Source organism: Pseudomonas sp. MWU16-30316, assembly GCF_020515645.1.
GTDB lineage: Bacteria > Pseudomonadota > Gammaproteobacteria > Pseudomonadales > Pseudomonadaceae > Aquipseudomonas > Aquipseudomonas cerasi.
In genome coordinates, this window is record NZ_JAIZAZ010000006.1 from 111,617 (window position 1) to 133,496 (window position 21,880).

A 21,880-nucleotide genomic window follows, 5' to 3' on the forward strand; every position below is an offset into this window, starting at 1 on the left:
CTCTCATCCCTTGTTTGCCGCGATTACACTTTGTTCTCGCGGCTTTTTTTTGCCTGCGTTTTGTCGGCCGACTATCTGATCAGACCACGACAAAGTGCTTCGCCCACCGCCTGTGCCCTGTTGGCAACGCCCAGCTTGGAGTAGATGGTCTTGAGGTGATACTTCACCGTCGATTCCGATACGTCGCGGATCATCGAGATCTCCCAGGCCGTTTTCCCGTCTCTGGCCCACTGCAACACTTCCAGCTCGCGATGGGTCAGACCGCGTGAACAGAACTTCAGACCACGCGCGACACTGTGCAGCACTGGCATGAGACTGCTCATGAGGTACTTTTGTTCAGCACTGATGGGCCGCTCAACTTCGCCCAGGGTACAGACCGATGTCACGCTGTCGGCACCACGGCAATGATTGGTGTAGCCGTAGGAGATGGCCGGAAGCAGTTCGCAGGCATCGACGAGCTCGTCATAAAAGGCGGAGACCGGGTATTGCCTGAAAGCATCCTGCCAGTTCAGGAAGCCCAGTTGATTGCGATAACAACGGATCACCGGGTCCTGCGTGATCAAATCGTGCTGGCGGTAGGCCTCGCCCCAGGCATCGTCGACGCTGGACGTGATGAATGTCAGCAATACCGGGCCCTTGAACTGAAAGAACATCGCGCGCTCGCTGCTGCATTCGCGCCGTAACCACTCGAGTGCGTTTTCGATGGCAGTCTGCCCATCGAGCTCGGTAATCGTGCTCACCATCTGCTGTATCAATAAGTCCCTGGTTGCGCTTTCTGTCATGGCACTGCCCATCGCTGCCGCTCCTTCTTCGCCCGGCAGTCGGTACAGGTGTTGTCCGTGACCCCGGTGACGATGGCGCAGAACTTACACGAATAATCACGTTGAAAAACCGCGAACAAAACAAACAGATTCAACGTACTTTCGACCAGGCAACAGCTCACTCGAGAACAGGAAAAGCCCTACAAAAGTAATGTGTGAGCCTTGTGGCAGGCATATTTCAATGCAGCGGCATCAGGGCGATGCCGCGCACAGCAGGCGGGAGTTTTCTAGAAGGACGCTGGATCGATAAGCGCAAAACTGGCCACATGTCGGTGCCCGGCAAGTGCCCCGCCATCACGCGCAAGACCACAGGTGGCCATGCCGGCGGCCTGTGCGGCATCGAGTTCTTCGACGATATCCGACAGGAACAGAATCTCCCCGGCAGGACAGTCCATTGCCTGCGCTATCGTCCGGTAGGACTGCGCTTCGCGTTTGGGGCCGGACGTCGTATCGAAGTAACCGCTGAACAGGCCGGACAGGTCGCCCGCCTCGGAGCAGCCGAAAATCAATTGTTGAGCCTGAATCGAGCCCGAGGAATAAACGTAAAGCCGGTAACCCTGTTGATGCCAGTGTTTCAGGGCCTCGACAGCATCCGGATAAACATGGCCCTTGAGCTGTCCGGCGCTGTAGCCCTGCTCCCAGACCATGCCCTGCAGGGCCTTGAGCGGTGTGGCCTTGCGGTCCTCGGCGATCCACTCCAGCAGAAGTGCAATAACGCGCTCGACATCAGCGTCCGGTTCAGCGGTCTGCTCGCGTACCGCCTGCAGCTGCTGCGCCACGGCCGGTTGCTCGGCATTTTCGCGAACGAATGCGGGCAAGTGCTTTCTGGCGAACGGAAACAACACGTCGAACACGAAACTCACTGCACTGGTGGTGCCTTCGATATCCGTGAGGATAGCTTTGATGGGCATCAGAATCGGGCTCCTCTCAGTCTTCCAGCCGTGGAAAACGGCCGGCAATGTCTTCACCGGTAAAATTGGCCACCCAGCCTTCAGGGTTGTTGAACAGGCGGATGGCAACGAAGTGCGGGTCTTCGCCCATATCGAACCAGTGCCGCGTGCCGGCCGGTACGGAAATCAAGTCGTTCTTTTCACACAACACGGCGTACACGTAGTCGTCGATGTGCAGGGTGAACAAGCCGCGCCCGGCGACAAAAAAGCGTACTTCGTCTTCACCGTGGCGGTGCTCTTCAAGAAATTTGGCGCGCAATTCGGCTTTTTGCGGATGATCGCTGTTGAGACTGATGACGTCCACGGTGACATAACCGCGCTCGGTCATCAGCTTGTCGATCTGGGTGCGATAGGCGCTGATCACCTCTTCCTGACTGGCACCGGGGGTGATCGGCGTCGCGGCCTCCCAGCGGTCGAACGCAACCCCTTGCTCGGCCAGCGTCGACGCGATGTCTTCCAGATGGGTCAGCACCTTGTTGGGCATATCAGGGCTTGAAACGTGATAAACGGACAGGCTGCTCATGCGTGAAATCCTCGGTTTGGTGCAACGCCTTCCGGCTTTTACAGGCCGGTCAGGCTTACAGGCTGGTTTGGGCGGGATACGATCAGCGGTTCAATACCGCGCGCATTTTCAGTTCGCACTCGAACAGGAACTCGAACGCTTCGATCTGGCGCAAGGCGTCGCTCATTTTAGCGCCCCAGGTGTAGAGGCCATGACCGCGGATCAGGTAGCCGGCGCACTCGGGATGGGCGTCCAGCCAAGGCTGCACCTTTGCCGCGAGGCGGGCAATATCCTGATCGTTGTCGAAAATCGGCACCACGACCTGCGACTCATGAGTCACCACGCCGCTAAAGGCCTTTTGCAGTTCGTAATCCTCGAACACCAGATGATCGGCCGTGGTCAGCCTCGACAACACGGTCGCGTTGACCGAGTGGGTGTGCAGCACGGCGCCGACCTGCGGCCTGCAGCTGTACAGCTGGGTATGCAGCAAGGTCTCGGCAGACGGTTTTTTACCGGGTTCCAGGCTGTTGCCAGCCAGATCGGTGGCCAACACATCGTCAGGGCCCAACTGGCCCTTGTGCTTGCCGGACACGGTCAACAGCGCCTCGCTGGCAGAAAGACGCGCAGAGTAATTGCTGCTGGTGGCAGGCGACCAGCCACGGCCGTACAGAAAACGCCCGGCCTCGATGATTTCCAGGCTCAATTGTTCGCGGCTCATACACCTTCCTCTTTCTTGGGTGTGACAATCATGACGGCAGCGGCCAAGGCTGCAAGGCTGGCGATGGCAAAGGTCCAGACCGGGCCCAGTGCGTTCCAGCTGTAACCGGAATACAGAGCACCCAACGCCCCGCCGACGCCGGACAAGGCGGCATAAAGCGCCTGCCCCTGACCTTGCTGACGCGGACCGAAGCTACTTTGCACGAAGTGAATGGCAGCGGCGTGAAAGCTGCCGAATGTCGCGGCGTGCATCACCTGCGCGATCAGCAGCGCGGTGAGGTGATCGGCAAACAGCCCCAGCAGCAGCCAGCGCAATGCGGCCAGCAGAAAGCTGGCGAAGAGTACCTGGCGCACGGTGAAGCGCTGCAGAATCCGACTCATGACCGTGAACATCAGCACTTCGGCCACCACGCCGACGGCCCACAGCAGGCCGATCAGGCCCCGGCTGTAACCAAGCGCTTCGAGGTGCAGGGTCAAAAAGGTGTAATACGGGCCATGGCTGAGCACCATCAGCGCGACACTGAGGTAGAACGCCAATACATCGGGGCGCGTCAGTTGCCTGAGAAAGCCGCCCGGCCCGGTTTCAAGGCTCGACGGTGCTGGATGCGCATTCGGCACCCACCAGCTGCTGACAACGATACCGGACATGATCGCCAGTGCGATGTAGGGGAACAGGTCCAGGCTGAACCATTCGAACACCCGCCCCAGCACCACGACCGCCAGAATGAAACCGATCGAGCCCCACAGGCGGATCTGGCTGTAACGCGAGGTCTGGCCTTGCAGGTGTGCCAGGGTGATGACTTCGAACTGCGGCAGCACGGCGTGCCAGAAGAACGCGTAGAGCGCCATGACCATCGCCAGCCAGGCATAGCTTTTTTCGACCAGGATCAGCGAAAACGCCAGTAATGTGCAGATGGCGCCAGACCGCACAATGGTCAGACGCCAACCGGTGTGATCACCCAGCCACCCCCAGAGATTGGGCGCAACGCAGCGCATCAGCATGGGGATGGCGACCAGTTCGCCGATCCGTGCGCTGGAAAAACCCAGATGATGCAGGTAAAGGGCCATGAAAGGCGCCGACAGGCCCAGCAAGGCGAAATAGCATACGTAGAACCCGGACAGCCGCCAGTAAGGCAGCTGTCCGCCGGCAGGTTGCGCCACGCTAGCAGTCCGCAACCGTAACAGCGTGCATTACACCTGCCCCAGCACAGGCGTGTTGACGCTGACGTCCGCGTTCTGACCGCGATGACGCAGCAGATGATCCAGCAGAACGATGGCCATCATTGCCTCGGCAATCGGTGTGGCACGGATGCCGACACACGGGTCATGCCGACCTTTGGTGATCACGTCGGCGGCGTTGCCATCGACATCGATCGAACGCCCTGGCGTGGTGATGCTGGAGGTCGGCTTGAGCGCCAGATGCGCGATGATCGGCTGGCCGGAGGAAATGCCGCCGAGAATGCCGCCCGCGTGATTGGACAGGAAACCCTGGGGCGTCATCTCGTCGCGGTGCTCGGTGCCGCGCTGGGCAACACAGTCGAAACCGGCACCGATCTCCACACCCTTGACCGCGTTGATGCTCATCAGCGCGTGGGCGAGCTCAGCGTCCAGACGATCGAAGATCGGCTCGCCGAGCCCCGGCATCACGCCTTCTGCGACCACGGTGATTTTCGCACCGACCGAGTCCTGATCACGTCGCAGCTGGTCCATGTAGGCTTCCAGTTCCGGCACCTTGTCAGGGTCGGGGCAGAAAAACGCGTTGTCTTCGACCGAATCCCAGGTCTTGAACGGGATCTGGATCGGGCCAAGCTGGCTCATGTAGCCGCGAATGACGATGCCCTGGCTTGCCAGATACTTCTTGGCAATGGCCCCTGCGGCCACACGCATGGCGGTTTCCCTTGCCGAACTGCGGCCACCACCACGGTAATCGCGGATGCCGTACTTGTGGTGATAGGTGTAATCGGCGTGGGCCGGGCGGAACAGGTCCTTGATCGCCGAATAGTCCTTGGACTTCTGATCGGTGTTGCGGATCAGCAGGCCGATGGACGCACCGGTGGTCTTGCCCTCGAAGACACCCGAGAGAATCTCGACCTCATCGGCCTCCTGACGCTGCGTGGTATGGCGGCTGGTGCCCGGCTTGCGCCGATCCAGGTCGCGCTGCAGGTCTTGCAGGTCCAGCTCCAGCCCCGGCGGGCAGCCGTCGACGATAGCGACCAGCGCCGGGCCGTGGCTTTCGCCGGCGGTGGTGACAGTGAACAGCTTGCCGAAAGTGTTGCCGGACATGCGGGCGCTCCGAAAAATCAGCCAAAAAACCAGATCGTTAAACCAAGCGCGCCAGTATACGCAGGCTCGCGGTTCAGTTCATCCTCGAACCTTCTGTCACGGCGTGCGTCCAAGCGTGACTCCCCCAATGATGGCCTTGCGATGTTATCCGGTATTTCCCTGCTTCGAGTTCCCAACGCGCTGCGTCTGCTGGCCCTGCCGATAACCCTGATCCTGAGCCTGGCCGCCGCAACCGCCAGCGCTGCGGCCCCCGGCACGGTGCAGCGGCCGATAAGCGTGGACACCGAAAACGGCAAGCTGTACGGCACGCTGCTGATGCCGCGTTCCGACAAACCGGTGCCGGTGGTGCTGATCGTCGCCGGTTCCGGCCCCACCGACCGCGACGGCAACAACCCGGAAGGTGGACGCAACGACAGCATGAAACGCCTGGCAGTGATCCTGGCCAGCAACAATATCGCCAGCGTGCGCTACGACAAACGTGGCGTCGCGGCCAGCAAGGCGGTCACACCGGATGAACGCAACCTGAGCGTCGAGCGCTACGTGGCCGATGTCCAGCTCTGGGCCAGAGCACTGAAAGCCAACCCGCGCCTGGGCCAGTTGATTCTGTTGGGCCACAGCGAAGGTGCGCTGGTGGCGACGCTGGCGGCTGAGAAGGTAGGTGCAGCAGCGCTGATTTCCGTGGCCGGCACCGGACGCCCGGTGGATCAGGTGCTGCGTGAACAGTTTCAGGAGCGCCTGCCACCGGACCTGCTGCAGCGCAGCGATCAGTTGCTCGACGAACTCAAGGCTGGCAAGACCGATGACAACGTGCCCGCCGAGCTGGAAGTGGTGTTCCGCCCCAGTGTCCAGCCGTACCTGATCTCGCTGTTCCGCCAGGATCCGGCGGCGGCTTTCGGTGCCTTGCACATTCCGGCGCTGATCGTTCAGGGTCGCAACGATATTCAGGTCGGTGTGGGCGACGCGCTGCTGCTGCAGAAAGCCAAACCGGACGCCCAACTGGCCCTGATCGACGGCATGAATCATGTGCTGCGCATCGTCCCGGACGATTTGCAGCAGCAACTGCTCTCCTACCGCAATCCGACCCAGCCGCTGGCCAGTGAAGTGACCGAGCGGATCCTGAGCTTCATCAAGGCACTCCCTGCCCCGGACGCCCCACACGGAAAAAAGATCTGACGCGCACGAGTCAATAGCCCTTCAGTCCTGGCAAATCTGGCCGATAGCAATGTGCTGGCCCTGTGTTCCGGCACCTTAGTGTTTCGGCACCTTTATGCCCCGGCAAACATGCTCCGGGGCAAGGCCCAGGAAAGGACACCCTTATGACAGACGCAACTACCATGACTGAAACCCTCGCAGAACCGGCCAGCGCAGAAGTCGCAGTGCCAGTACCCCCGCAGCCGTGGGAAGACGTTCTGCCCGAAAGCTTTCAGATGCTGCGTCTGTCGCCACTGCCTACCGACCGTGCTACCGGCGGCCGCCCTCTGCGCTTCGTACAGTTCGGGCGTGCCGAGCGGCACAGCAAGGCCTTGAGCCTGCTGCGGATCACGGTGCAATTGCCAGGTCAGCGGGTCCGCAAGGAACAGAACCATCTGGATATCTGGGCCGACCACGAAAAGCGCATGGTGCGCTTCGGTCCCGAGTCAGGCTTGCAGATCGAGCCATGGAACCGCGGCATCGGGCGCTTCATGATTGCGCATGCGGTGCATTGGGCGCAGAAAAGATGGTCTTCCTACAAGATTGAAGGCGTGGCGCTGGCCAGCAAGGACGGTCTGAACGAAGACACACGTCTGCGTCGCGATCACTTTCTGCGCACTCTGGGCTTTGAAGTGACGTATGCCGATGCCCAGCACATGAAAGGCGAGATCAAGGATGTACACGTCGGCAACCTGCACAGCACCTGGAACAACGACAAGGTGCAGATCATCGAGATTCTCGAAGCCTCGCAAATGCTGGAAAAGGCCGAGAAAAACCTGATCGAACAGGAGGTGACGATCCGTCAGCATGAAGACCGGGTGAGCAAATACAAGCGTGAGGACAGCGGCCTGCGCTTCACGATTGCCTGCCTGGTGACCTTCGCGGTCTTTCAGGCCGGACTGCTGATCTGGATCGCGACGCACCGATAAAAGACACGCCGATAAAAAGGGAGGCTGATATCAGCCTCCCTTTGGTCTCAGCCGCTTATCGCAGTTGTTGAGCTCAAACCTTCGACTGGAACAATGCCTGATGGTCGCGGCACTGTTCTGCCGTGAGCATGAACACACCATGCCCGCCCCGCTGGAAGTCCAGCCAGGCGAAATCGACCTCCGGATACAGCGCCTGCACGTGCACCTGGCTATTGCCGACCTCGACAATCAACAGGCCCTTCTCGTTGAGATGATCGGCGGCCTGGGCGAGCATGCGGCGGACCAGGTTCAGGCCATCGCTGCCACAGGCCAGCGCCAGCTCCGGCTCATGCTGATACTCGTCAGGCATATCGGCAAAGTCTTCGGCGTCCACATAGGGCGGGTTGGAAACGATCAGGTCAAAGCGCTGACCCGGCAGGCCGTCGAATCCGTCGCCCTGAACGGTGTAGACCCGGTCCTCCATGCCGTGACGTTCGATGTTCTGGTTGGCCACTTCCAGCGCGTCGTAGGACAGGTCGGCCAGGGCCACCTCGGCTTCCGGGAACACATCGGCACAGGCGATACCGATGCAACCGGAGCCAGTGCACAGGTCGAGAATCCGCGCCGGCTCGTCGGCCAGCCAAGGGGCGAAACGCTCTTCGATCAGCTCGGCAATAGGTGAGCGCGGGATCAGGACGCGGTCATCGACAATGAACGACATGCCACAGAACCAGGCCTCGCCCAGCAGGTACGGGGTCGGCACACGGTCATCGATGCGCCGCTTGATCAAGCGTTGCAGTTCGGATATTTCGTCGATTTCCAGGCGGCAATCCAGGTAGCTGTCGGCAATTTCCCAAGGCAGGTGCAGTGCGCCCAGTACCAGTTGCCGCGCTTCATCCCAGGCATTGTCGGTGCCATGACCGAAAAATACGTCTTCCTCGTGAAAGCGGCTGACGGCCCAGCGTATATGGTCGCGCACGGTACGCAGACGGGAAGTGATCATGGACAAACTCCTTGAAAGGCACGAACTGTTGTAAGACGAGCCTCGGTGAACAGTCTGGTTACGAACAACGTGCATTCTTCGTACCCGATAGGCGGGGAAGTTTCCATGATTCGCGTACCGCCATCAAGGCAAACCGCCATCCATCCCCTCCTCCAACTGCCCTGCAGGCCATAAAAACCGTGGCTTGCGATGGTTGCCATTCCCAGAACGCTTCAGCCAGAGGACAATGTCGCAAAAGCCCCACACCAAGGAGCCCGTGAATGTCCGATTTAAAGACCATGTTTCAACTCAGTGGCCGGGTGCATGCGCCTGCCCATCTGAGTAACGCGACGCTGATCATCATCGACGCGCAAAAAGAATACCTTCGCGGCCCGCTGGCCCTGACCGGCGTCAGGGAAGCGATGGCCAACATCGGCCGACTGGTCGAAAAAGCACGGGCGGTCAAGTGCCCGATTGTTCACATCCGCCATCTGGGCACTGTGGGCGGCCCGTTCGATCCACATGGCGAGCGCGGCGAACTGGTGCCGGAGCTGTTGCCGCAGGGTGATGAACATCTGGTCGAAAAACGCCTGCCCAATGCCTTCAATGGCACCGGACTGCATGAACTGCTGCAGAGCCTGGGGCACCTGGACCTGATCGTCTGCGGCTTCATGAGCCATTCGAGTATCAGCACCACGGTTCGCGCCACCAAGGACTACGGCTATCGCTGCACCCTGGTCGACGATGCCTGCGCAACCCGTGACCTGCCGAGCCCGCACGGCGTGGTCAGCGCTGAGGTCGTGCACAGAACCGAGATGGCAATCATGGCCGACAACTTCGCCACCCTGGCACTGACCAAAGACCTTGTCTGACGCTACACAGGCGAAGGAGCGTGTGACAGCGTTCACATAACCGCCCATCCTTTGCCGTCATGGATCGTCCCGGAGGCGGGAACCACCCCTCCTTCCCCGGGTCAGAGCGCCGATACTCCATTGAGCTGATACCTGTTGAGGAAAAGGCATGAAAACGTCAGATGGTTTCGATGCACGTCGCCTGCGCCCCAGGGGTCAGGGCAACTGGGGCAAACGCATCGGCACGCTGATCGCACTGCTCCTTGTGGTCGCAGGCCTGTTGCTGGCAGTTGCCGGTGCATCCAGCCTCACGGTTCACCCGCAGATGCTGGGCGAACTGAATGCCAGCCCGGGCGGCGCGGCGTTTGTCGCCATCGGCGGATTGCTGGTGCTGTACATGGGCGTCTGGCTATGGCGCCGCTGCCGTCGTCAGCGCAGTGGCGGCGGCTTGAGTATCTCTTCGCATCTGATGAAAAAACACAACTGACCCTCTCGCCTGAGCGGTTAGAATGGCCTCCTTCGCGGAGGCCCCATGCAAGACGACGATTTTTCCCTGTTCAGAAGCGAGACACGCGGCGTCAAGCCGCTCAAGCATGAACACGCCGATGTCGGCAAACCCAAGACCGATCGAAAAATGCTGGCCCGTCTGCGCCAGTCGGCAACCGTGCGTACCGACTCGGTGACCGTCGACGGCTTGTCGGATCAATTCGTGATCGACGTCGGTCCTGAGGATGTCCTGAGCTGGTCGCGTGACGGCGTGCAGGAAGGCCAGATGCGCAAGCTCAAACTCGGTCAGATCAGCTTCGAGGGCAGCCTTGACCTGCATGGCATGAGCGTGGAAGTGGCGCGAGAGACGCTGTGGGAATTTCTGGCTGAAGCGACGCGTCTGGAAATACGCTGCGTACGTGTCACCCATGGCAAGGCGGTACGCCTGGACGGCAAGCGACCGATGATCAAAAGCCACGTCAACACCTGGCTGCGTCAGCATCCGCAGGTACTGGGCTTTTGCTCCTGCCTGGCCAAACACGGTGGTGCAGGCGCAGTGTACGTGATCCTCAGGCGCACCATGATGGAAGGGCGCGACGAGTAGAACCCGCCGCGCCCTTCCAGTCAGTCAGACCCTGTACGCCGGCCCTGCTGGTGAATCAGCGACCCGGGCCAGGGCCGCCAGGACCAGGGCCACCGCCTTCATGGTGACCGCCACCGCCACCGCCGCCGCCATGTCCGCCCGGGCCAGGCCAGAACGGCCAGCAGCCGGAAACGGACGACAGTACAATCGCGAACAACGCTATTTTTGCTACTCGACTCAACATCCGGGTTTACTCTCTAGACAGGCAATGGATTGATGACCTGCCTACTCAGACCGTGATGGACGTCAGAAGTGGGTAGCGATCTGGTCGCCAACGTGTAAGCGAGAGGATACAAAAGCTGTAAAAGCGGATTTCCAAGGGCAAACAAGACACGGGCCGTCAGACACAAAAAAGCCATATGGCCTTGGCCTGACTCAGGCGATTAACTGCCGTGGCCTAGCTCTCGCAGGCGTTCAGAACCAGACCTTGAATGCAAGCCATGAAAAAACCAGAGCAAATACTGCACCGGATGCAGCAGACACCAGGACGTTTCGTGGTTCATGGGCAGACATATTGCGGACCTCGTTGCCCAACTGCTCAAGGTCTTCGCGCATCCGCTTTATGACTTGATCGTGACTCATACTCATCTTCTCTCGAAATGCCGATTCGTGCGTTATGTGCACACCTTCGCTTGGTCCAGCCTGAATCTCAAGCGCTGCAGGTCATGTCCGCTACTGAATACTGGCTGCCTGAAGCTTGTGGATGAAAGCGGCAGCCGTAACGATTACGGTGATCAACCCACCAGCCGCCACAAATGGATAAAAGCTTGTTTCGCGCTTGAGCTTATCGGTCTCCGCAATCATTTTTCGCGCCTCAGCCACAAACTTGTGAACCTCAGCCTGGAGTTTCTCAAGCTCAAGCTCGTCCCTTTGATTCGCCATCCAACCTCCTGTCAGACTTTGGATTGCATCTCGCAAGCCGCTTTCATGAACCAAGGATACGCTTCACATCTGCTTTGCAGATGCTTGAAAAAGCTAAGGCATATGTCATTCCAGCGCTCCAATCAAGGCAACAGAAACGCATGTCGGAGAGCCCAAGCCAAAACACATGCTCTCTGCATTCGCTTTTCTGCGACTCTGGAAAGCACCTGGCTATAGCGCAATGCCGGGCAAAGTCTAAAAACCGGAGCTGATTGCGAAAGCATTACGAGGCCACGGCAGTACAACTGCGAGCACACCTACGCTACCATGTGCCAAATCGCCGGGATAAACCCCGCATTCATCGCCAATCAACGAGATCCGCAGGTCACGTATGCGAAATCGCCCAATTCCACTGGAGCGGGATCGGCAAACGGGACACCAGCTCGATTGGTAAAAAATCGGTACAGGCCCAAACGTACCGCTCTGAAACCTATACGGAATCACCCTCTGTGACACTGGAACAGAATTACACCGCCATCCTCGGGCAATTGGGCGAGGACGTCTCGCGCGAAGGTCTGCTGGACACCCCCAAGCGCGCCGCCAAGGCCATGCAGTATCTGTGTCGCGGCTACGCGCAGACCCTGGAAGAAGTGACCAACGGCGCGCTGTTCAGCTCCGATGCCAGTGAAATGGTGATGGTCAAGGACATCGAGCTGTACTCACTGTGCGAGCACCATCTGCTGCCGTTCATTGGCAAGGTACACGTGGCCTACATCCCGCAGGGCAAGGTGCTTGGTTTGTCGAAAGTAGCGCGGATCGTCGACATGTATGCCCGCCGTCTGCAGATCCAGGAAAACCTGAGCCGCCAGATCGCCGAGGCCATTCAGCAGGTCACCGGCGCGCTGGGCGTTGCGGTGGTGATCGAAGCCAAGCACATGTGCATGATGATGCGTGGCGTCGAGAAGCAGAACTCGGCCATGATCACCTCGGTGATGCTGGGCGAGTTCCGTGAAAACGCGGCCACCCGCAGCGAGTTTCTCAGCCTGATCAAGTGACCGTTCAGCCTGCGTTCACCTGCCGTGAGGCACGCTGAATGCACGGCTGGCCACGCCACCGCCCGCAAGAGGTATGACCTTGTTCATGAAAGCGTTAAGAGTCGGCCTCGGCCAACTCGTCATCGGCATTGATTTCCTGACTCGCCCGAGCAGGAAAAAACGTGACCCGCAGGCCCAGGCGGCTGTCGCTGAAGCGGCTCAGGACCTGACGCTGTATCAGTTCCATGCCTGCCCGTTCTGCGTGAAGACACGTCGCGCCCTGCGCCGCCTGAATGTTCCGGTCGCGTTGCGCGATGCGAAAAACAATGAGCTTGATCGCCAGACACTGCTCAACGAGGGCGGCAGGATCAAGGTGCCTTGCCTGCGCATCGAGGAAGGTGACAAAACCGTATGGATGTATGAATCCAAGGTGATCATCGACTATCTGAACCAGCGCTTCGGAGCGATCTGACCGCTGTTTGGCCGGCGCCTCTCAGCGCGGGCAACCTTCCTCGCGGCAAGCCACATAGGCTTGCAGTTGCTTGAGACGCACACGGGTCTGCTCGGCCAGGCATTGCGATTGCAGCAATGGCCAGATAGAGCCTGAGTCCTCGGGCTTGCCCGCCTGATACAGGCAATCGGCATCACGCAGGGCTATCCACTTTCGTTGTGCATCCTTGAGTGCCTGCTTTTTCGCCGGGGTCTTCAACCACGCCATTTGCGCGTTGTACTGCTTGTTGAGCTCGGCATCGAGCGCTGCCTGCTGATTGGCAGCGCAGCGGTTCATGCTGGCCTGATTGGCGTCGCAGTCCTCGGCCTGGGCCGAGCAGCCGATACCCAGCGCAATGAAAGCACCCAGAAGTACGATTGAAACGCGCATACATTTCCCTTTGTTCAAATGACGGACGTGTCAGTCCAGCATACCGATATAACCCGGCTGTGCCTTGACCCGATCCAGCCAACGGCGGATCCCGGTATAGGGTGCCAGATCGAAACCGCCCTGATGCGCGACGTGGGTGTAGGCATACAAGGCAATGTCGGCGATGGAGAAATTCTCGCCGACCAGAAACGGCGTACGGTCGAGCTGCTGCTCCATGACCGCCAGTGCGCGATAGCCGGCTTTCTGCATGGCGCGATACTCGGTCATGCGTTCAGCCGGCAAGCCCAGGTAGAACTGGATGAAACGGGCCACTGCGACCGACGGCTCATGGCTGTACTGTTCGAAGAACTGCCATTGCAGCACCTGGGTGCGCAACCTCGGTTCGCTTGGCAGGTACGAAGAACCGTCAGCCAGAAAGTTGAGAATCGCGTTGGACTCCCACAGGCAAGTGCCATCCTCCAGCTCCAGCACCGGAATCTTGCCGTTGGGATTCTTTTCCAGAAACGCCGGGGTCTGTGTTTCGCCGTTGAGAATATCGACCGGCACCCACTCGTACTCGCTGCCCAGCAGATTAAGCATCAGCTTGACCTTGTAGCAGTTGCCCGAGTTGTAATCGCCATAAACCTTGTACATCAGACTGCTCCCTTGCTGCGTCTATGTTGACGTCTTGAATCAGGCGGCTTGCAGAAGGTGTGCTGCGCGGACCACCGACGCCAGACGTTTTATACCCTCATCGAGCCGTGCAGGGTCGATATGGCTGAAATTGAGCCGCAAGTGACCGTGATTGGCGTCCGGATCGGCGAAAAAAGGTTCGCCCGGCATGAACGCCACATCGTGCGCCAGCGCTGCATCCAGCAAGGTGCGCGTATCCAGCGGCTGCTTCAGCGTCAACCAGAAGAACAGTCCGCCTTGCGGGCTGTTCCAGGTGGCCAGGTCTGAAAAATGCGTTTGCAAGGCACTCTCGAACGCATCACGACGGCCCCGGTAAAACTCGCACAGCGTCACCAGATGCTCACGATAGTGCTCAGTACCAATCCACTGCAAGGCCTGCCACTGGCCGAGGCGATTGGTATGCAGATCGGCCGACTGCTTCAGACGCAGCAAGTGCGGAAACAGATCGGGGCTGGCGATCAGATAACCCACCCGCAGGCCTGGCAGCAGTGTCTTGGAAACCGTGCCGGTATAAATCCAGCTGGCCGTTTTCAGACTGCTGACAATCGGCCTGGCACTGCCGCCGTCAAAACTCAGTTCACGGTACGGTTCGTCCTCGATCAACGTGACACCGAACTCATCGAGCAAGGCCGCAACGGCATCGCGACTGGCCTGGCTGTAGCGCACCGCCGAGGGGTTCTGGAACGTCGGGATGAGGTAGGCGAAGGCTGGTTTGTGCTGTTCCAGACGCTGACGCATCGCAAGCAGGTCCGGGCCTTCGGCCTGCAAGGGCACGGTGATGCAGTCGGCGCCGAACAGCTGGAATATCTGCAACGCCGCCAGATAGGTGGGCGCCTCGAGGAGAATTTCGGTGCCTTTGTCGATATACAGCTTGGCGGCCAGGTCCAGTGTCTGCTGAGAACCACTGACCACCATTACCTGACGGGCGTCGCAGTCGATACCCAGAGCGCGGGCATCGGCGGCCAGCGCTTCACGCAGTGCAGGTTCGCCCTCGCTCATGCCGTACTGACCCAGCGCAACGGGCATGTCGGCCCACTCCACTTTGGGCAGCATTGACTCGGCGGGCAGACCACCGGCGAACGACATCACTTCCGGGCGCTGAGCGGCGGCGAGGATCTCGCGAATCAGAGAACTTTTCAGACGGGAAACGCGTTCGGAGAAAGCCATGGCAGTTACCTGTAGCCGAGACAATTGGAAATACGTCAAACTGGTTGACTCAAATTACGACGATCAACCCGGATACGTCAACATGCTTGACCTTAAAAAACCTGCCAATCAACAAATGGCCATGGAAGCGTTCTTCTTCGGCTATCAGGCATTCACTGCCAAGGCTGATGAAATGCTGGCCAGACGCGGCTTCAGTCGCGTGCACCAGCGCATCGTATTTTTCATCGCCCGTTACCCCGGCCTGAGCGTCAAGGAGCTGCTCACCGTATTGGGCGTCAGCAAACAGGCCCTCAATGCCCCGCTACGTCAGCTGATCGCCATGAATCTGGTGCACAGCGCGGCCCCCGAAAATGACAAGCGCAAACGACTGCTGGGCCTCACCGATGAAGGCGCCCTCTTTGAACAGGGCTTGCGCCGCGAACAGGTCAAACTGCTGCAGCGGGTGTTCGCCGAAGCAGGTCAGGATGCCGTGGATGGCTGGCTGACGGTCAATCGGGCCCTGGGGCAGACCCTGCAGTCGGGCGCCTGCCCGACCGAGGCTGACACCGAGTAAACGCCACGGCCGTAACTGTGCTGGCGTTTACTCGTGTCGCTGTATTGCAAGGCCGAGCGGCCAGGCGTTTAGGCTTGGCGCCCTTTGCTACCTGCCCGTTTCAAGGAACGCCCAGCATGAACCAATCCCTGAAGGTGCCATTGCGCCCGCTGACAGACTCATCGCCGTCGGCGGTGGTTGCCGGTTTCATCGCCATGATGACCGGCTGCACCAGTTCGCTGGTGTTGATTTTCCAGGCGGGCCAGGCGGCAGGGCTGAGCAGCGTGCAGATTTCATCGTGGCTGTGGGCGCTGTTCATGGGCATGGCGGTGTGCAGCATCGGCCTCTCGCTGCGCTACCGCATGCCAATTACCGTGGCGTGGTCGACACCCGGCGCCGCACTGCTGATCACCAGCCTGGGCGGCGTCAGCTACCCGCAGGCCATTGGCGCGTTCATCACCAGCGCGCTGCTGGTGATTCTGTGCGGGGTGACCGGCAGTTTCGAGCGCATCGTGCGGCGTCTGCCAGCGTCGCTGGCTGCGGCCTTGCTAGCAGGGATTCTGTTCCGGATCGGCAGTGAGATCTTTATTGCCGCACAGCACCACACCAGCCTGGTAATGGGCATGTTTTTCACTTACCTGCTGGTCAAGCGCCTGTCGCCGCGCTACTCGGTGCTGCTCGCGCTGCTGGTCGGTATCGGCATCTCTGGCATGCTGGGTTTGCTGAACTTTGACGGCCTGGCGCTGGAAGTCGCCATACCGGTCTGGACCACCCCGGCGTTTTCATGGGCAGCGACAGTGAGCATTGGCATCCCGCTGTTCGTGGTGGCCATGACCTCGCAGAACATGCCGGGTGTGGCCGTGTTGCGAGCCGACGGCTACTTCCCGCCTGTTTCGCCGCTGATATCGGTGACAGGCTTTGCCTCATTGCTCACGGCACCGTTTGGCTGCCACGGGATCAATCTGGCCGCGATCAGTGCCGCCATCTGTACCAGCCCTCATGCGCACGAGGACAAGTCCAAACGCTATACAGCGGCGATCTGGTGCGGGATTTTCTATGCGATAGCCGGCATTTTCGGTGCCACCCTGGCGGGTCTGTTCAGTGCGTTCCCCAAGGAACTGATGCTCTCGATTGCCGCGCTGGCGCTGCTCGGGTCGATCACCAATGGCCTGACCGTTGCGATGGCCGAACCAAGGGAACGCGAACCCGCCTTGATCACCTTCATGGTAACCGCCTCGGGACTCACGCTGTTTTCCATAGGCTCGGCATTCTGGGGCATCGTCGCGGGTTTGCTGACCTTGCTGATCCTGAACACACGCAAGGCCGATTAGGCCAACCGCTGGCAGCGCGGCAGAGATCAACTACGCGCGGCAGCCGCTACCAGCAGGGTTCCGGCGTCGGCATCGAGTATCGCCTGGGTGCCCAGGGGCACTGCCTGATTGGGATCTCCATGCCCTACCGGCAGACCGCCGAGCACCGGGATGCCGAGACTGCCCAGCCGCTCCAGCAGCACATCCGCGGGGCTGATGGTGCGGCCAGTGTTTGGAGCAGGGGTAAATTCGCCGACGGCAATGCCGGCCAGAGACGCAAGAGTCCCGCAGTTGCCCAGGTGGGTGAGCATGCGGTCGACCCGGTAGGCGGGTTCGTTGACCTCTTCGATGAGCAGGATGGCGCCGCTCAGGTCAGGCATGAACGGCGTACCCACAGAGGTATCGAGGATGCACAGGTTACCGCCCAACAGCAGGCCCTGTGCGCTGCCAGCGGTTCTGACCCTGGCCGTTGGCGAGGCCGGATCAGCCTTGAGCAGGACCGGCTCGGTGCTCATCAACACATGGCGCATACCGCTGACGAACAGACCGCCACGTTCCAGCTGCGAAGCGACCGGTCCATGAATGGTCGCCAGGCGCGCATGGTTCCACAGCGCACAGTGCAACGCGGTGATGTCAGAAAAGCCAGTCACCAGCTTGGGATCACGACGCACCGCGTCCATATCCACCTGCTGGACAATCCTTTGCACGCCATAGCCACCGCGAGTGCAGATGACCGCGCGGATTTCCGGGTCGGCCAGCGCGGCGTTGAGGTCGGCGAGCCGCTCTTCATCGGTCCCCGAATAGAACGAGTAGTTGCCCAGCGCATGCGGATAGACCCGCGGGCGCAGCCCCCACCCCTCAAGTACCGCCACCGCCGCCTGGATCTTGCCGGGGTCCACAGGGCTTGCCGGAGAGACCAGTGCCACGGCGTCGCCAGCTCGCAGAGCCCGGGGGTGAAGAGTGTTTGAAGAGGTGGCAGGCATCACGGTCGTCCAAGCGTTGATCGAACTAGGAATCTAGGTTCTGTACGAAAAGTCGGCGAGCGAAGGTCAGGCAAGGCAAAAACAGGCGAGGAAGCGGAGTGTACGTGTTGTAAATGAACATTCCGAGCCTGTGTTTAACGCAGCATCACCGAGCGCAGCCACTTTTCGTACAGAGCCTAGAGCACTGAGGGGGCGCGACTCAAGCCATATCCGTCATCAGCATGGCTCATCCGCAGATCCGTCTGAACGCCAGCGGCGCAACGGACTCCTATCAATCACATGGATCAAACGGCATTCGCTGGGTGATCGCTTCTTGTCCGAATGGCGCGATGAGCGTTTGAATCCATTCTTGAACCCTTTTCAGGAGACCCTGCCATGACCGATCTTTCCAACCGCCAGTTCCTGCTCGCCAAGCGCCCTTCGGGCGATGCGCGCCGTGAAGACTTCACCTATCAGGAAGTCCCGGTCAGCGCACTTGCCGACGGGCAGATTCTGGTCAGGAGCAAATACCTGTCACTGGACCCGGCAATGCGTGGCTGGATGAATGACGGCAAATCCTACATTCCAGCCGTAAAGCTGGGCGAAGTAATGCGTGCCCTCGGCGTGGGTGAAGTAATTGAATCGAAAAACCCCAAGTTCGCCGTAGGTGACCATGTTCAGGGCGCCCTGGGCGTGCAGGACTACTTTGCTGGTGAACCGAAGGGTTTCTACACGGTGGACACGAACCTTGCGCCACTGCCCCTTTATCTGTCAGCACTGGGCATGACCGGCATGACCGCCTACCTGGCGCTGCTGGATGTCGGCCAACCGAAAAGCGGTGACACCGTGGTGATTTCCGGTGCGGCAGGCGCCGTCGGCAGCGTGGCCGGGCAGATCGCCAAGCTCAAGGGATGCCGGGTCGTCGGCATTGCGGGAGGCACGGAAAAATGCCGTCTGCTGACCGAGGAGCTGGGCTTTGACGCCGCCATCGACTACAAATCCGAAGACGTCATGGATGGTCTGAAACGTCACTGCCCGGATGGCGTAAATGTGTACTTCGACAACGTCGGTGGCGACATCCTCGATGCGGCACTCAGCCAACTGGCGGTCGGCGCGCGTGTGGTGATCTGTGGCGCCATCAGCCAGTACAACAGCACCAAGGCGATCAAAGGCCCGGCCAACTACATGTCGCTGCTGGTCAACCGTGCACGTATGGAAGGCTTCATCGTACTGGACCACCCAGAGCGCTTTGCAGAAGCGGGCCAGGTCATGGCCGGCTGGATCAAGGAAGGCAAGCTCAAGAGCAAGGAGCACATCGTGGAAGGCCTCGAGACGTTCCCGGAAACCTTCCAGATGCTGTTCAGCGGTGAGAATCAGGGCAAGCTGATCCTGAAAGTGGAATAAACCCGCAGGGTTTTCGCAGCGTCACAGCCCTTCCCCACGATGCAGGTAAAGAGCCGTGACGCTACGAACCCATCCACTCAAGCCAGCTCGGCAACCACCGCCGCCAGGGCCTTCGCCGGGTCAGCCGCCTGGCTGATCGGGCGGCCGATGACAAGGTAGTCAGAGCCTGCATCCAGTGCCTGACGAGGGGTCAGGATACGACGCTGGTCGTCGTGCGCACTGCCCGCCGGACGAATGCCGGGTGTCACCAGTTGCAATGACGGGTGAGCGGCTTTCAGAGCCTGCGCTTCCAGCGCCGAGCAGACCAGACCATCCATCCCGGCTTTCTCGGCCAGAGCAGCGAGGCGCAGCACCTGCACCTGCGGGTCGATGTCCAGGCCGATACCGGCCAGGTCCTCACGTTCCATGCTGGTCAGAACGGTCACACCGATCAGCAGCGGCTGTGGGCCAGTGCGCTGCTCAAGCACTTCCCGACAGGCCGCCATCATGCGCAAGCCACCCGAGCAGTGCACGTTGACCATCCACACGCCCATCTCGGCCGCCGCCTTGACCGCCATCGCCGTGGTGTTGGGGATGTCGTGGAATTTCAGATCCAGAAACACTTCGAAGCCCCTGTGGCGCAGGGTCTCGACGATGTCGGCCGCGCAACTGGTGAACAGTTCCTTGCCAACTTTGACCCTGCACAGTTTGGGATCGAGCTGATCAGCCAGGCGCAAGGCGGCTTCGCGGGTCGGAAAATCCAGGGCGACGATGACAGGAGTCTGGCAGGCGGACATGAGCGTGGTCTCAGGTAAGTCGAAATCGGCGCGCATTGTAGCTGAACCGGCGCACTGGCGGGACCCGTAGATCGGCATTTGCCCGAACAGCGTCCTGACACCTCTGAATTCCATGCACCCCTGGCGGTCATCGCCGCACCAATCCGGACCAAAGCTTTGCAACGAGTTGAATCGATTCACCCTGACGTTCTGTAAACGACCCGTTTTGAAGCATCACGACACCGATGCGTGCACTGGCACGGCCTCTGCAACAGGATGTTTCAACGTTTATCGAATCCCAGGGAGAGAACAATGAGCACACAACTCAAGCCGACGCTCGGCACGATTCATTTATGGGGGATCGCGGTAGGGCTGGTGATTTCCGGCGAATACTTTGGCTGGAGCTACGGCTGGGGCGTCGCGGGTACGTTGGGCTTTTTGGTAACAGCCCTGATGGTTGCAACCATGTACACCTGTTTCATCTTCAGTTTTACCGAGCTCACCACTGCCATCCCCCACGCGGGCGGTCCGTTCGCCTACAGCCGTCGCGCCTTTGGCGAAAAAGGCGGACTGATCGCCGGCATGGCCACGCTGATCGAATTCGTCTTTGCGCCACCGGCGATTGCCATGGCCATCGGTGCGTACCTCAACGTGCAATACCCGGGTCTTGACCCCAAGCATGCGGCAGTCGGCGCCTACATCGTGTTCATGGCGCTCAACATCGTGGGCGTGAAGCTCGCGGCAACCTTCGAGCTGGTGGTGTGCATTCTGGCTGTGGCCGAGTTGCTGGTGTTCATGGGCGTGGTTGCACCTGCGTTCAGCTTCAGCAACTTCGCCCTGAACGGCTGGGCCGGTTCGCAGACTTTCGGACCCGAAGCCATTGCCGGCATGTTCGCTGCCATTCCCTTCGCTATCTGGTTCTTTCTGGCCATCGAAGGCGCTGCGATGGCCGCCGAAGAAGCCAAGGACCCGAAACGTACCATCCCGAAGGCCTATATCAGCGGCATTCTGACCTTGGTGATACTGGCGATCGGCGTCATGCTGTTTGCCGGTGGCGTGGGTGACTGGCGCACCCTGGCCAACATCAACGATCCCCTGCCGCAAGCCATGAAAGCTGTGGTCGGTGACAGCTCCGGCTGGCTGCACATGCTGGTGTGGATCGGCCTGTTCGGCCTGGTCGCCAGCTTCCATGGGATCATCATGGGTTACTCGCGCCAGTTCTTCGCCCTTGCCCGCGCAGGCTACCTGCCCGCCTCGCTGGCCAGACTCTCGCGCTTCCAGACACCGCACCGGGCAATCATCGCCGGCGGCCTGATCGGCATCGCCGCGATCTACAGCGACGGCCTGATCAACCTGAGCGGCATGACGCTGACCGCTGCGATGATCACCATGGCCGTGTTCGGCGCCATCGTCATGTACATCATGAGCATGCTCAGCCTGTTCAAACTGCGCAAGACCGAGCCTGGCCTGGAGCGCACGTTCCGCGCACCCGGTTATCCAGTGGTGCCCGGCATCGCTCTGGCGCTGGCCGTCGTGTGCCTGGTGGCAATGGCCTGGTTCAACGCACTGATCGGCCTGATTTTCCTGGGCCTGATGGCCATCGGCTTTATCTACTTCAGTCTGACCGCCAAATCCCGCGCCGACGCGCCGACCGACGCGATGCTGACCGGGGATTGATCACCGGAGTTCTTCGGGTTGCGGGCGAATGCTTTCGCACGCAACCCCTTCAAGGCGCATACACTTGAACCATTGGGTAGCCGTGCTGCTCAAACCGGTATCACAACAAGGAGAGCGCTATGCCCTGGTATGCCTGGTTAATTCTGCTCGTAGCCATTGGCTCGGTCGTCGGCGGTCTGATGATGCTGCGCGACACAGCCAAGAAACTGCCCCTCACTGAAGAACAGCTCAAGCGCGTCCACGAGCGCAACGCAGAAATGGATGCCAAGGACGCCAAGGACCGCTAAGTGCC

At 60.1% G+C, this 21,880-nt stretch carries 26 protein-coding genes; 12 read left to right on the plus strand and 14 right to left on the minus strand.

Annotated elements, in window-relative coordinates:
• Positions 1-71: 71 nt before the first annotated feature.
• The 6 genes from LCH65_RS19390 to aroC all read right to left on the minus strand — a co-directional run bounded on the left by LCH65_RS19390 (position 72) and on the right by aroC (position 5,273).
• A complete protein-coding gene (locus LCH65_RS19390; RefSeq protein ID WP_003436709.1) occupies positions 72-794 on the minus strand; it encodes a LuxR C-terminal-related transcriptional regulator in 723 nt (240 codons plus the stop codon).
• Positions 795-1,048: 254 nt separating this feature from the next.
• Entirely contained in the window at positions 1,049-1,732 is a 684-nt protein-coding gene (mtnC, locus tag LCH65_RS19395) for an acireductone synthase (protein WP_129485700.1), read from the minus strand.
• A gap of 16 nt (positions 1,733-1,748) precedes the next feature.
• Positions 1,749-2,294 (minus strand): acireductone dioxygenase, encoded by a 546-nt coding sequence (locus tag LCH65_RS19400; protein ID WP_099266866.1) that lies wholly within the window; start codon positions 2,292-2,294, stop codon positions 1,749-1,751.
• Between the two features lie 82 nt (positions 2,295-2,376).
• Entirely contained in the window at positions 2,377-2,991 is a 615-nt protein-coding gene (locus tag LCH65_RS19405) for a methylthioribulose 1-phosphate dehydratase (protein WP_003371534.1), read from the minus strand.
• The gene (locus LCH65_RS19410) at positions 2,988-4,151 is read right to left on the minus strand and encodes an MFS transporter (RefSeq protein ID WP_046719706.1); all 1,164 of its coding nucleotides are present in this window, start codon (positions 4,149-4,151) and stop codon (positions 2,988-2,990) included. The genes LCH65_RS19405 and LCH65_RS19410 overlap by 4 nt, the downstream gene beginning before the upstream one ends.
• A gap of 30 nt (positions 4,152-4,181) precedes the next feature.
• Positions 4,182-5,273 carry a chorismate synthase gene (gene aroC, locus LCH65_RS19415; RefSeq protein ID WP_003436716.1) on the minus strand — a complete coding sequence of 364 codons (1,092 nt, stop codon included), beginning with the start codon at positions 5,271-5,273 and terminating at the stop codon, positions 4,182-4,184.
• 141 nt (positions 5,274-5,414) lie between these two features.
• Between aroC and LCH65_RS19420 the strand changes: the two genes are divergently transcribed.
• Complete coding sequence (locus LCH65_RS19420) at positions 5,415-6,446, plus strand: alpha/beta hydrolase (RefSeq protein ID WP_003436719.1); 1,032 nt, start codon at positions 5,415-5,417, stop codon at positions 6,444-6,446.
• Positions 6,447-6,589: 143 nt separating this feature from the next.
• Positions 6,590-7,393: a hypothetical protein gene (locus tag LCH65_RS19425; RefSeq protein WP_226439728.1), complete on the plus strand. Its 804-nt coding sequence runs from the start codon at positions 6,590-6,592 to the stop codon at positions 7,391-7,393.
• 73 nt (positions 7,394-7,466) lie between these two features.
• Here the strand turns inward: LCH65_RS19425 and prmB are convergent, their stop codons facing one another.
• Positions 7,467-8,375 carry a 50S ribosomal protein L3 N(5)-glutamine methyltransferase gene (gene prmB, locus LCH65_RS19430; protein ID WP_096106966.1) on the minus strand — a complete coding sequence of 303 codons (909 nt, stop codon included), beginning with the start codon at positions 8,373-8,375 and terminating at the stop codon, positions 7,467-7,469.
• A gap of 260 nt (positions 8,376-8,635) precedes the next feature.
• On the opposite strand from prmB, the gene LCH65_RS19435 reads away from it, so the two are divergent.
• The 3 genes from LCH65_RS19435 to LCH65_RS19445 all read left to right on the plus strand — a co-directional run bounded on the left by LCH65_RS19435 (position 8,636) and on the right by LCH65_RS19445 (position 10,295).
• Entirely contained in the window at positions 8,636-9,226 is a 591-nt protein-coding gene (locus LCH65_RS19435; RefSeq protein WP_003315142.1) for a cysteine hydrolase family protein, read from the plus strand.
• Positions 9,227-9,374: 148 nt separating this feature from the next.
• A complete protein-coding gene (locus tag LCH65_RS19440) occupies positions 9,375-9,692 on the plus strand; it encodes a hypothetical protein (RefSeq protein WP_003371523.1) in 318 nt (105 codons plus the stop codon).
• 45 nt (positions 9,693-9,737) lie between these two features.
• Complete coding sequence (locus LCH65_RS19445) at positions 9,738-10,295, plus strand: Smr/MutS family protein (protein WP_003371521.1); 558 nt, start codon at positions 9,738-9,740, stop codon at positions 10,293-10,295.
• A gap of 453 nt (positions 10,296-10,748) precedes the next feature.
• Here LCH65_RS19445 and LCH65_RS19450 read toward each other — a convergent pair whose 3' ends face one another.
• Both LCH65_RS19450 and LCH65_RS19455 read right to left on the minus strand, forming a co-directional pair.
• A complete protein-coding gene (locus LCH65_RS19450) occupies positions 10,749-10,916 on the minus strand; it encodes a hypothetical protein (RefSeq protein ID WP_003371518.1) in 168 nt (55 codons plus the stop codon).
• 90 nt (positions 10,917-11,006) lie between these two features.
• Positions 11,007-11,216: a hypothetical protein gene (locus tag LCH65_RS19455; RefSeq protein WP_032609968.1), complete on the minus strand. Its 210-nt coding sequence runs from the start codon at positions 11,214-11,216 to the stop codon at positions 11,007-11,009.
• Between the two features lie 488 nt (positions 11,217-11,704).
• On the opposite strand from LCH65_RS19455, the gene folE reads away from it, so the two are divergent.
• Positions 11,705-12,250: a GTP cyclohydrolase I FolE gene (gene folE / locus LCH65_RS19460; RefSeq protein WP_003436728.1), complete on the plus strand. Its 546-nt coding sequence runs from the start codon at positions 11,705-11,707 to the stop codon at positions 12,248-12,250.
• A gap of 73 nt (positions 12,251-12,323) precedes the next feature.
• The gene (locus LCH65_RS19465) at positions 12,324-12,701 is read left to right on the plus strand and encodes a glutathione S-transferase N-terminal domain-containing protein (RefSeq protein ID WP_003315148.1); all 378 of its coding nucleotides are present in this window, start codon (positions 12,324-12,326) and stop codon (positions 12,699-12,701) included.
• A gap of 21 nt (positions 12,702-12,722) precedes the next feature.
• On the opposite strand, the gene LCH65_RS19470 is transcribed toward LCH65_RS19465, so the two are convergent.
• Genes LCH65_RS19470 through LCH65_RS19480 form a run of 3 tightly spaced genes read right to left on the minus strand, consistent with a single transcriptional unit; the run spans position 12,723 to position 14,948 of the window.
• Positions 12,723-13,109: a lysozyme inhibitor LprI family protein gene (locus LCH65_RS19470; protein ID WP_003436730.1), complete on the minus strand. Its 387-nt coding sequence runs from the start codon at positions 13,107-13,109 to the stop codon at positions 12,723-12,725.
• Between the two features lie 30 nt (positions 13,110-13,139).
• Complete coding sequence (locus LCH65_RS19475) at positions 13,140-13,742, minus strand: glutathione S-transferase family protein (protein ID WP_003343108.1); 603 nt, start codon at positions 13,740-13,742, stop codon at positions 13,140-13,142.
• Positions 13,743-13,781: 39 nt separating this feature from the next.
• A complete protein-coding gene (locus LCH65_RS19480; protein ID WP_003436731.1) occupies positions 13,782-14,948 on the minus strand; it encodes a PLP-dependent aminotransferase family protein in 1,167 nt (388 codons plus the stop codon).
• Between the two features lie 82 nt (positions 14,949-15,030).
• Here LCH65_RS19480 and LCH65_RS19485 point away from each other — a divergent pair, with 82 nt between their 5' ends.
• Both LCH65_RS19485 and LCH65_RS19490 read left to right on the plus strand, forming a co-directional pair.
• Positions 15,031-15,501 (plus strand): MarR family transcriptional regulator, encoded by a 471-nt coding sequence (locus LCH65_RS19485; RefSeq protein ID WP_058415917.1) that lies wholly within the window; start codon positions 15,031-15,033, stop codon positions 15,499-15,501.
• A 116-nt stretch (positions 15,502-15,617) separates the two neighbouring features.
• Entirely contained in the window at positions 15,618-16,811 is a 1,194-nt protein-coding gene (locus LCH65_RS19490; RefSeq protein ID WP_024663024.1) for a benzoate/H(+) symporter BenE family transporter, read from the plus strand.
• 26 nt (positions 16,812-16,837) lie between these two features.
• Here the strand turns inward: LCH65_RS19490 and LCH65_RS19495 are convergent, their stop codons facing one another.
• Positions 16,838-17,773 carry an LD-carboxypeptidase gene (locus LCH65_RS19495; protein ID WP_226439729.1) on the minus strand — a complete coding sequence of 312 codons (936 nt, stop codon included), beginning with the start codon at positions 17,771-17,773 and terminating at the stop codon, positions 16,838-16,840.
• A 375-nt stretch (positions 17,774-18,148) separates the two neighbouring features.
• Here LCH65_RS19495 and LCH65_RS19500 point away from each other — a divergent pair, with 375 nt between their 5' ends.
• Positions 18,149-19,156: an NADP-dependent oxidoreductase gene (locus LCH65_RS19500; RefSeq protein WP_003436735.1), complete on the plus strand. Its 1,008-nt coding sequence runs from the start codon at positions 18,149-18,151 to the stop codon at positions 19,154-19,156.
• A 77-nt stretch (positions 19,157-19,233) separates the two neighbouring features.
• Here the strand turns inward: LCH65_RS19500 and pyrF are convergent, their stop codons facing one another.
• Positions 19,234-19,932: an orotidine-5'-phosphate decarboxylase gene (pyrF, locus tag LCH65_RS19505; RefSeq protein WP_003436736.1), complete on the minus strand. Its 699-nt coding sequence runs from the start codon at positions 19,930-19,932 to the stop codon at positions 19,234-19,236.
• 291 nt (positions 19,933-20,223) lie between these two features.
• Between pyrF and eat the strand changes: the two genes are divergently transcribed.
• Complete coding sequence (gene eat, locus LCH65_RS19510; RefSeq protein WP_054081137.1) at positions 20,224-21,588, plus strand: ethanolamine permease; 1,365 nt, start codon at positions 20,224-20,226, stop codon at positions 21,586-21,588.
• A gap of 119 nt (positions 21,589-21,707) precedes the next feature.
• Positions 21,708-21,875 carry a DUF2897 family protein gene (locus tag LCH65_RS19515; protein ID WP_003371498.1) on the plus strand — a complete coding sequence of 56 codons (168 nt, stop codon included), beginning with the start codon at positions 21,708-21,710 and terminating at the stop codon, positions 21,873-21,875.
• Positions 21,876-21,880 lie beyond the last annotated feature (5 nt).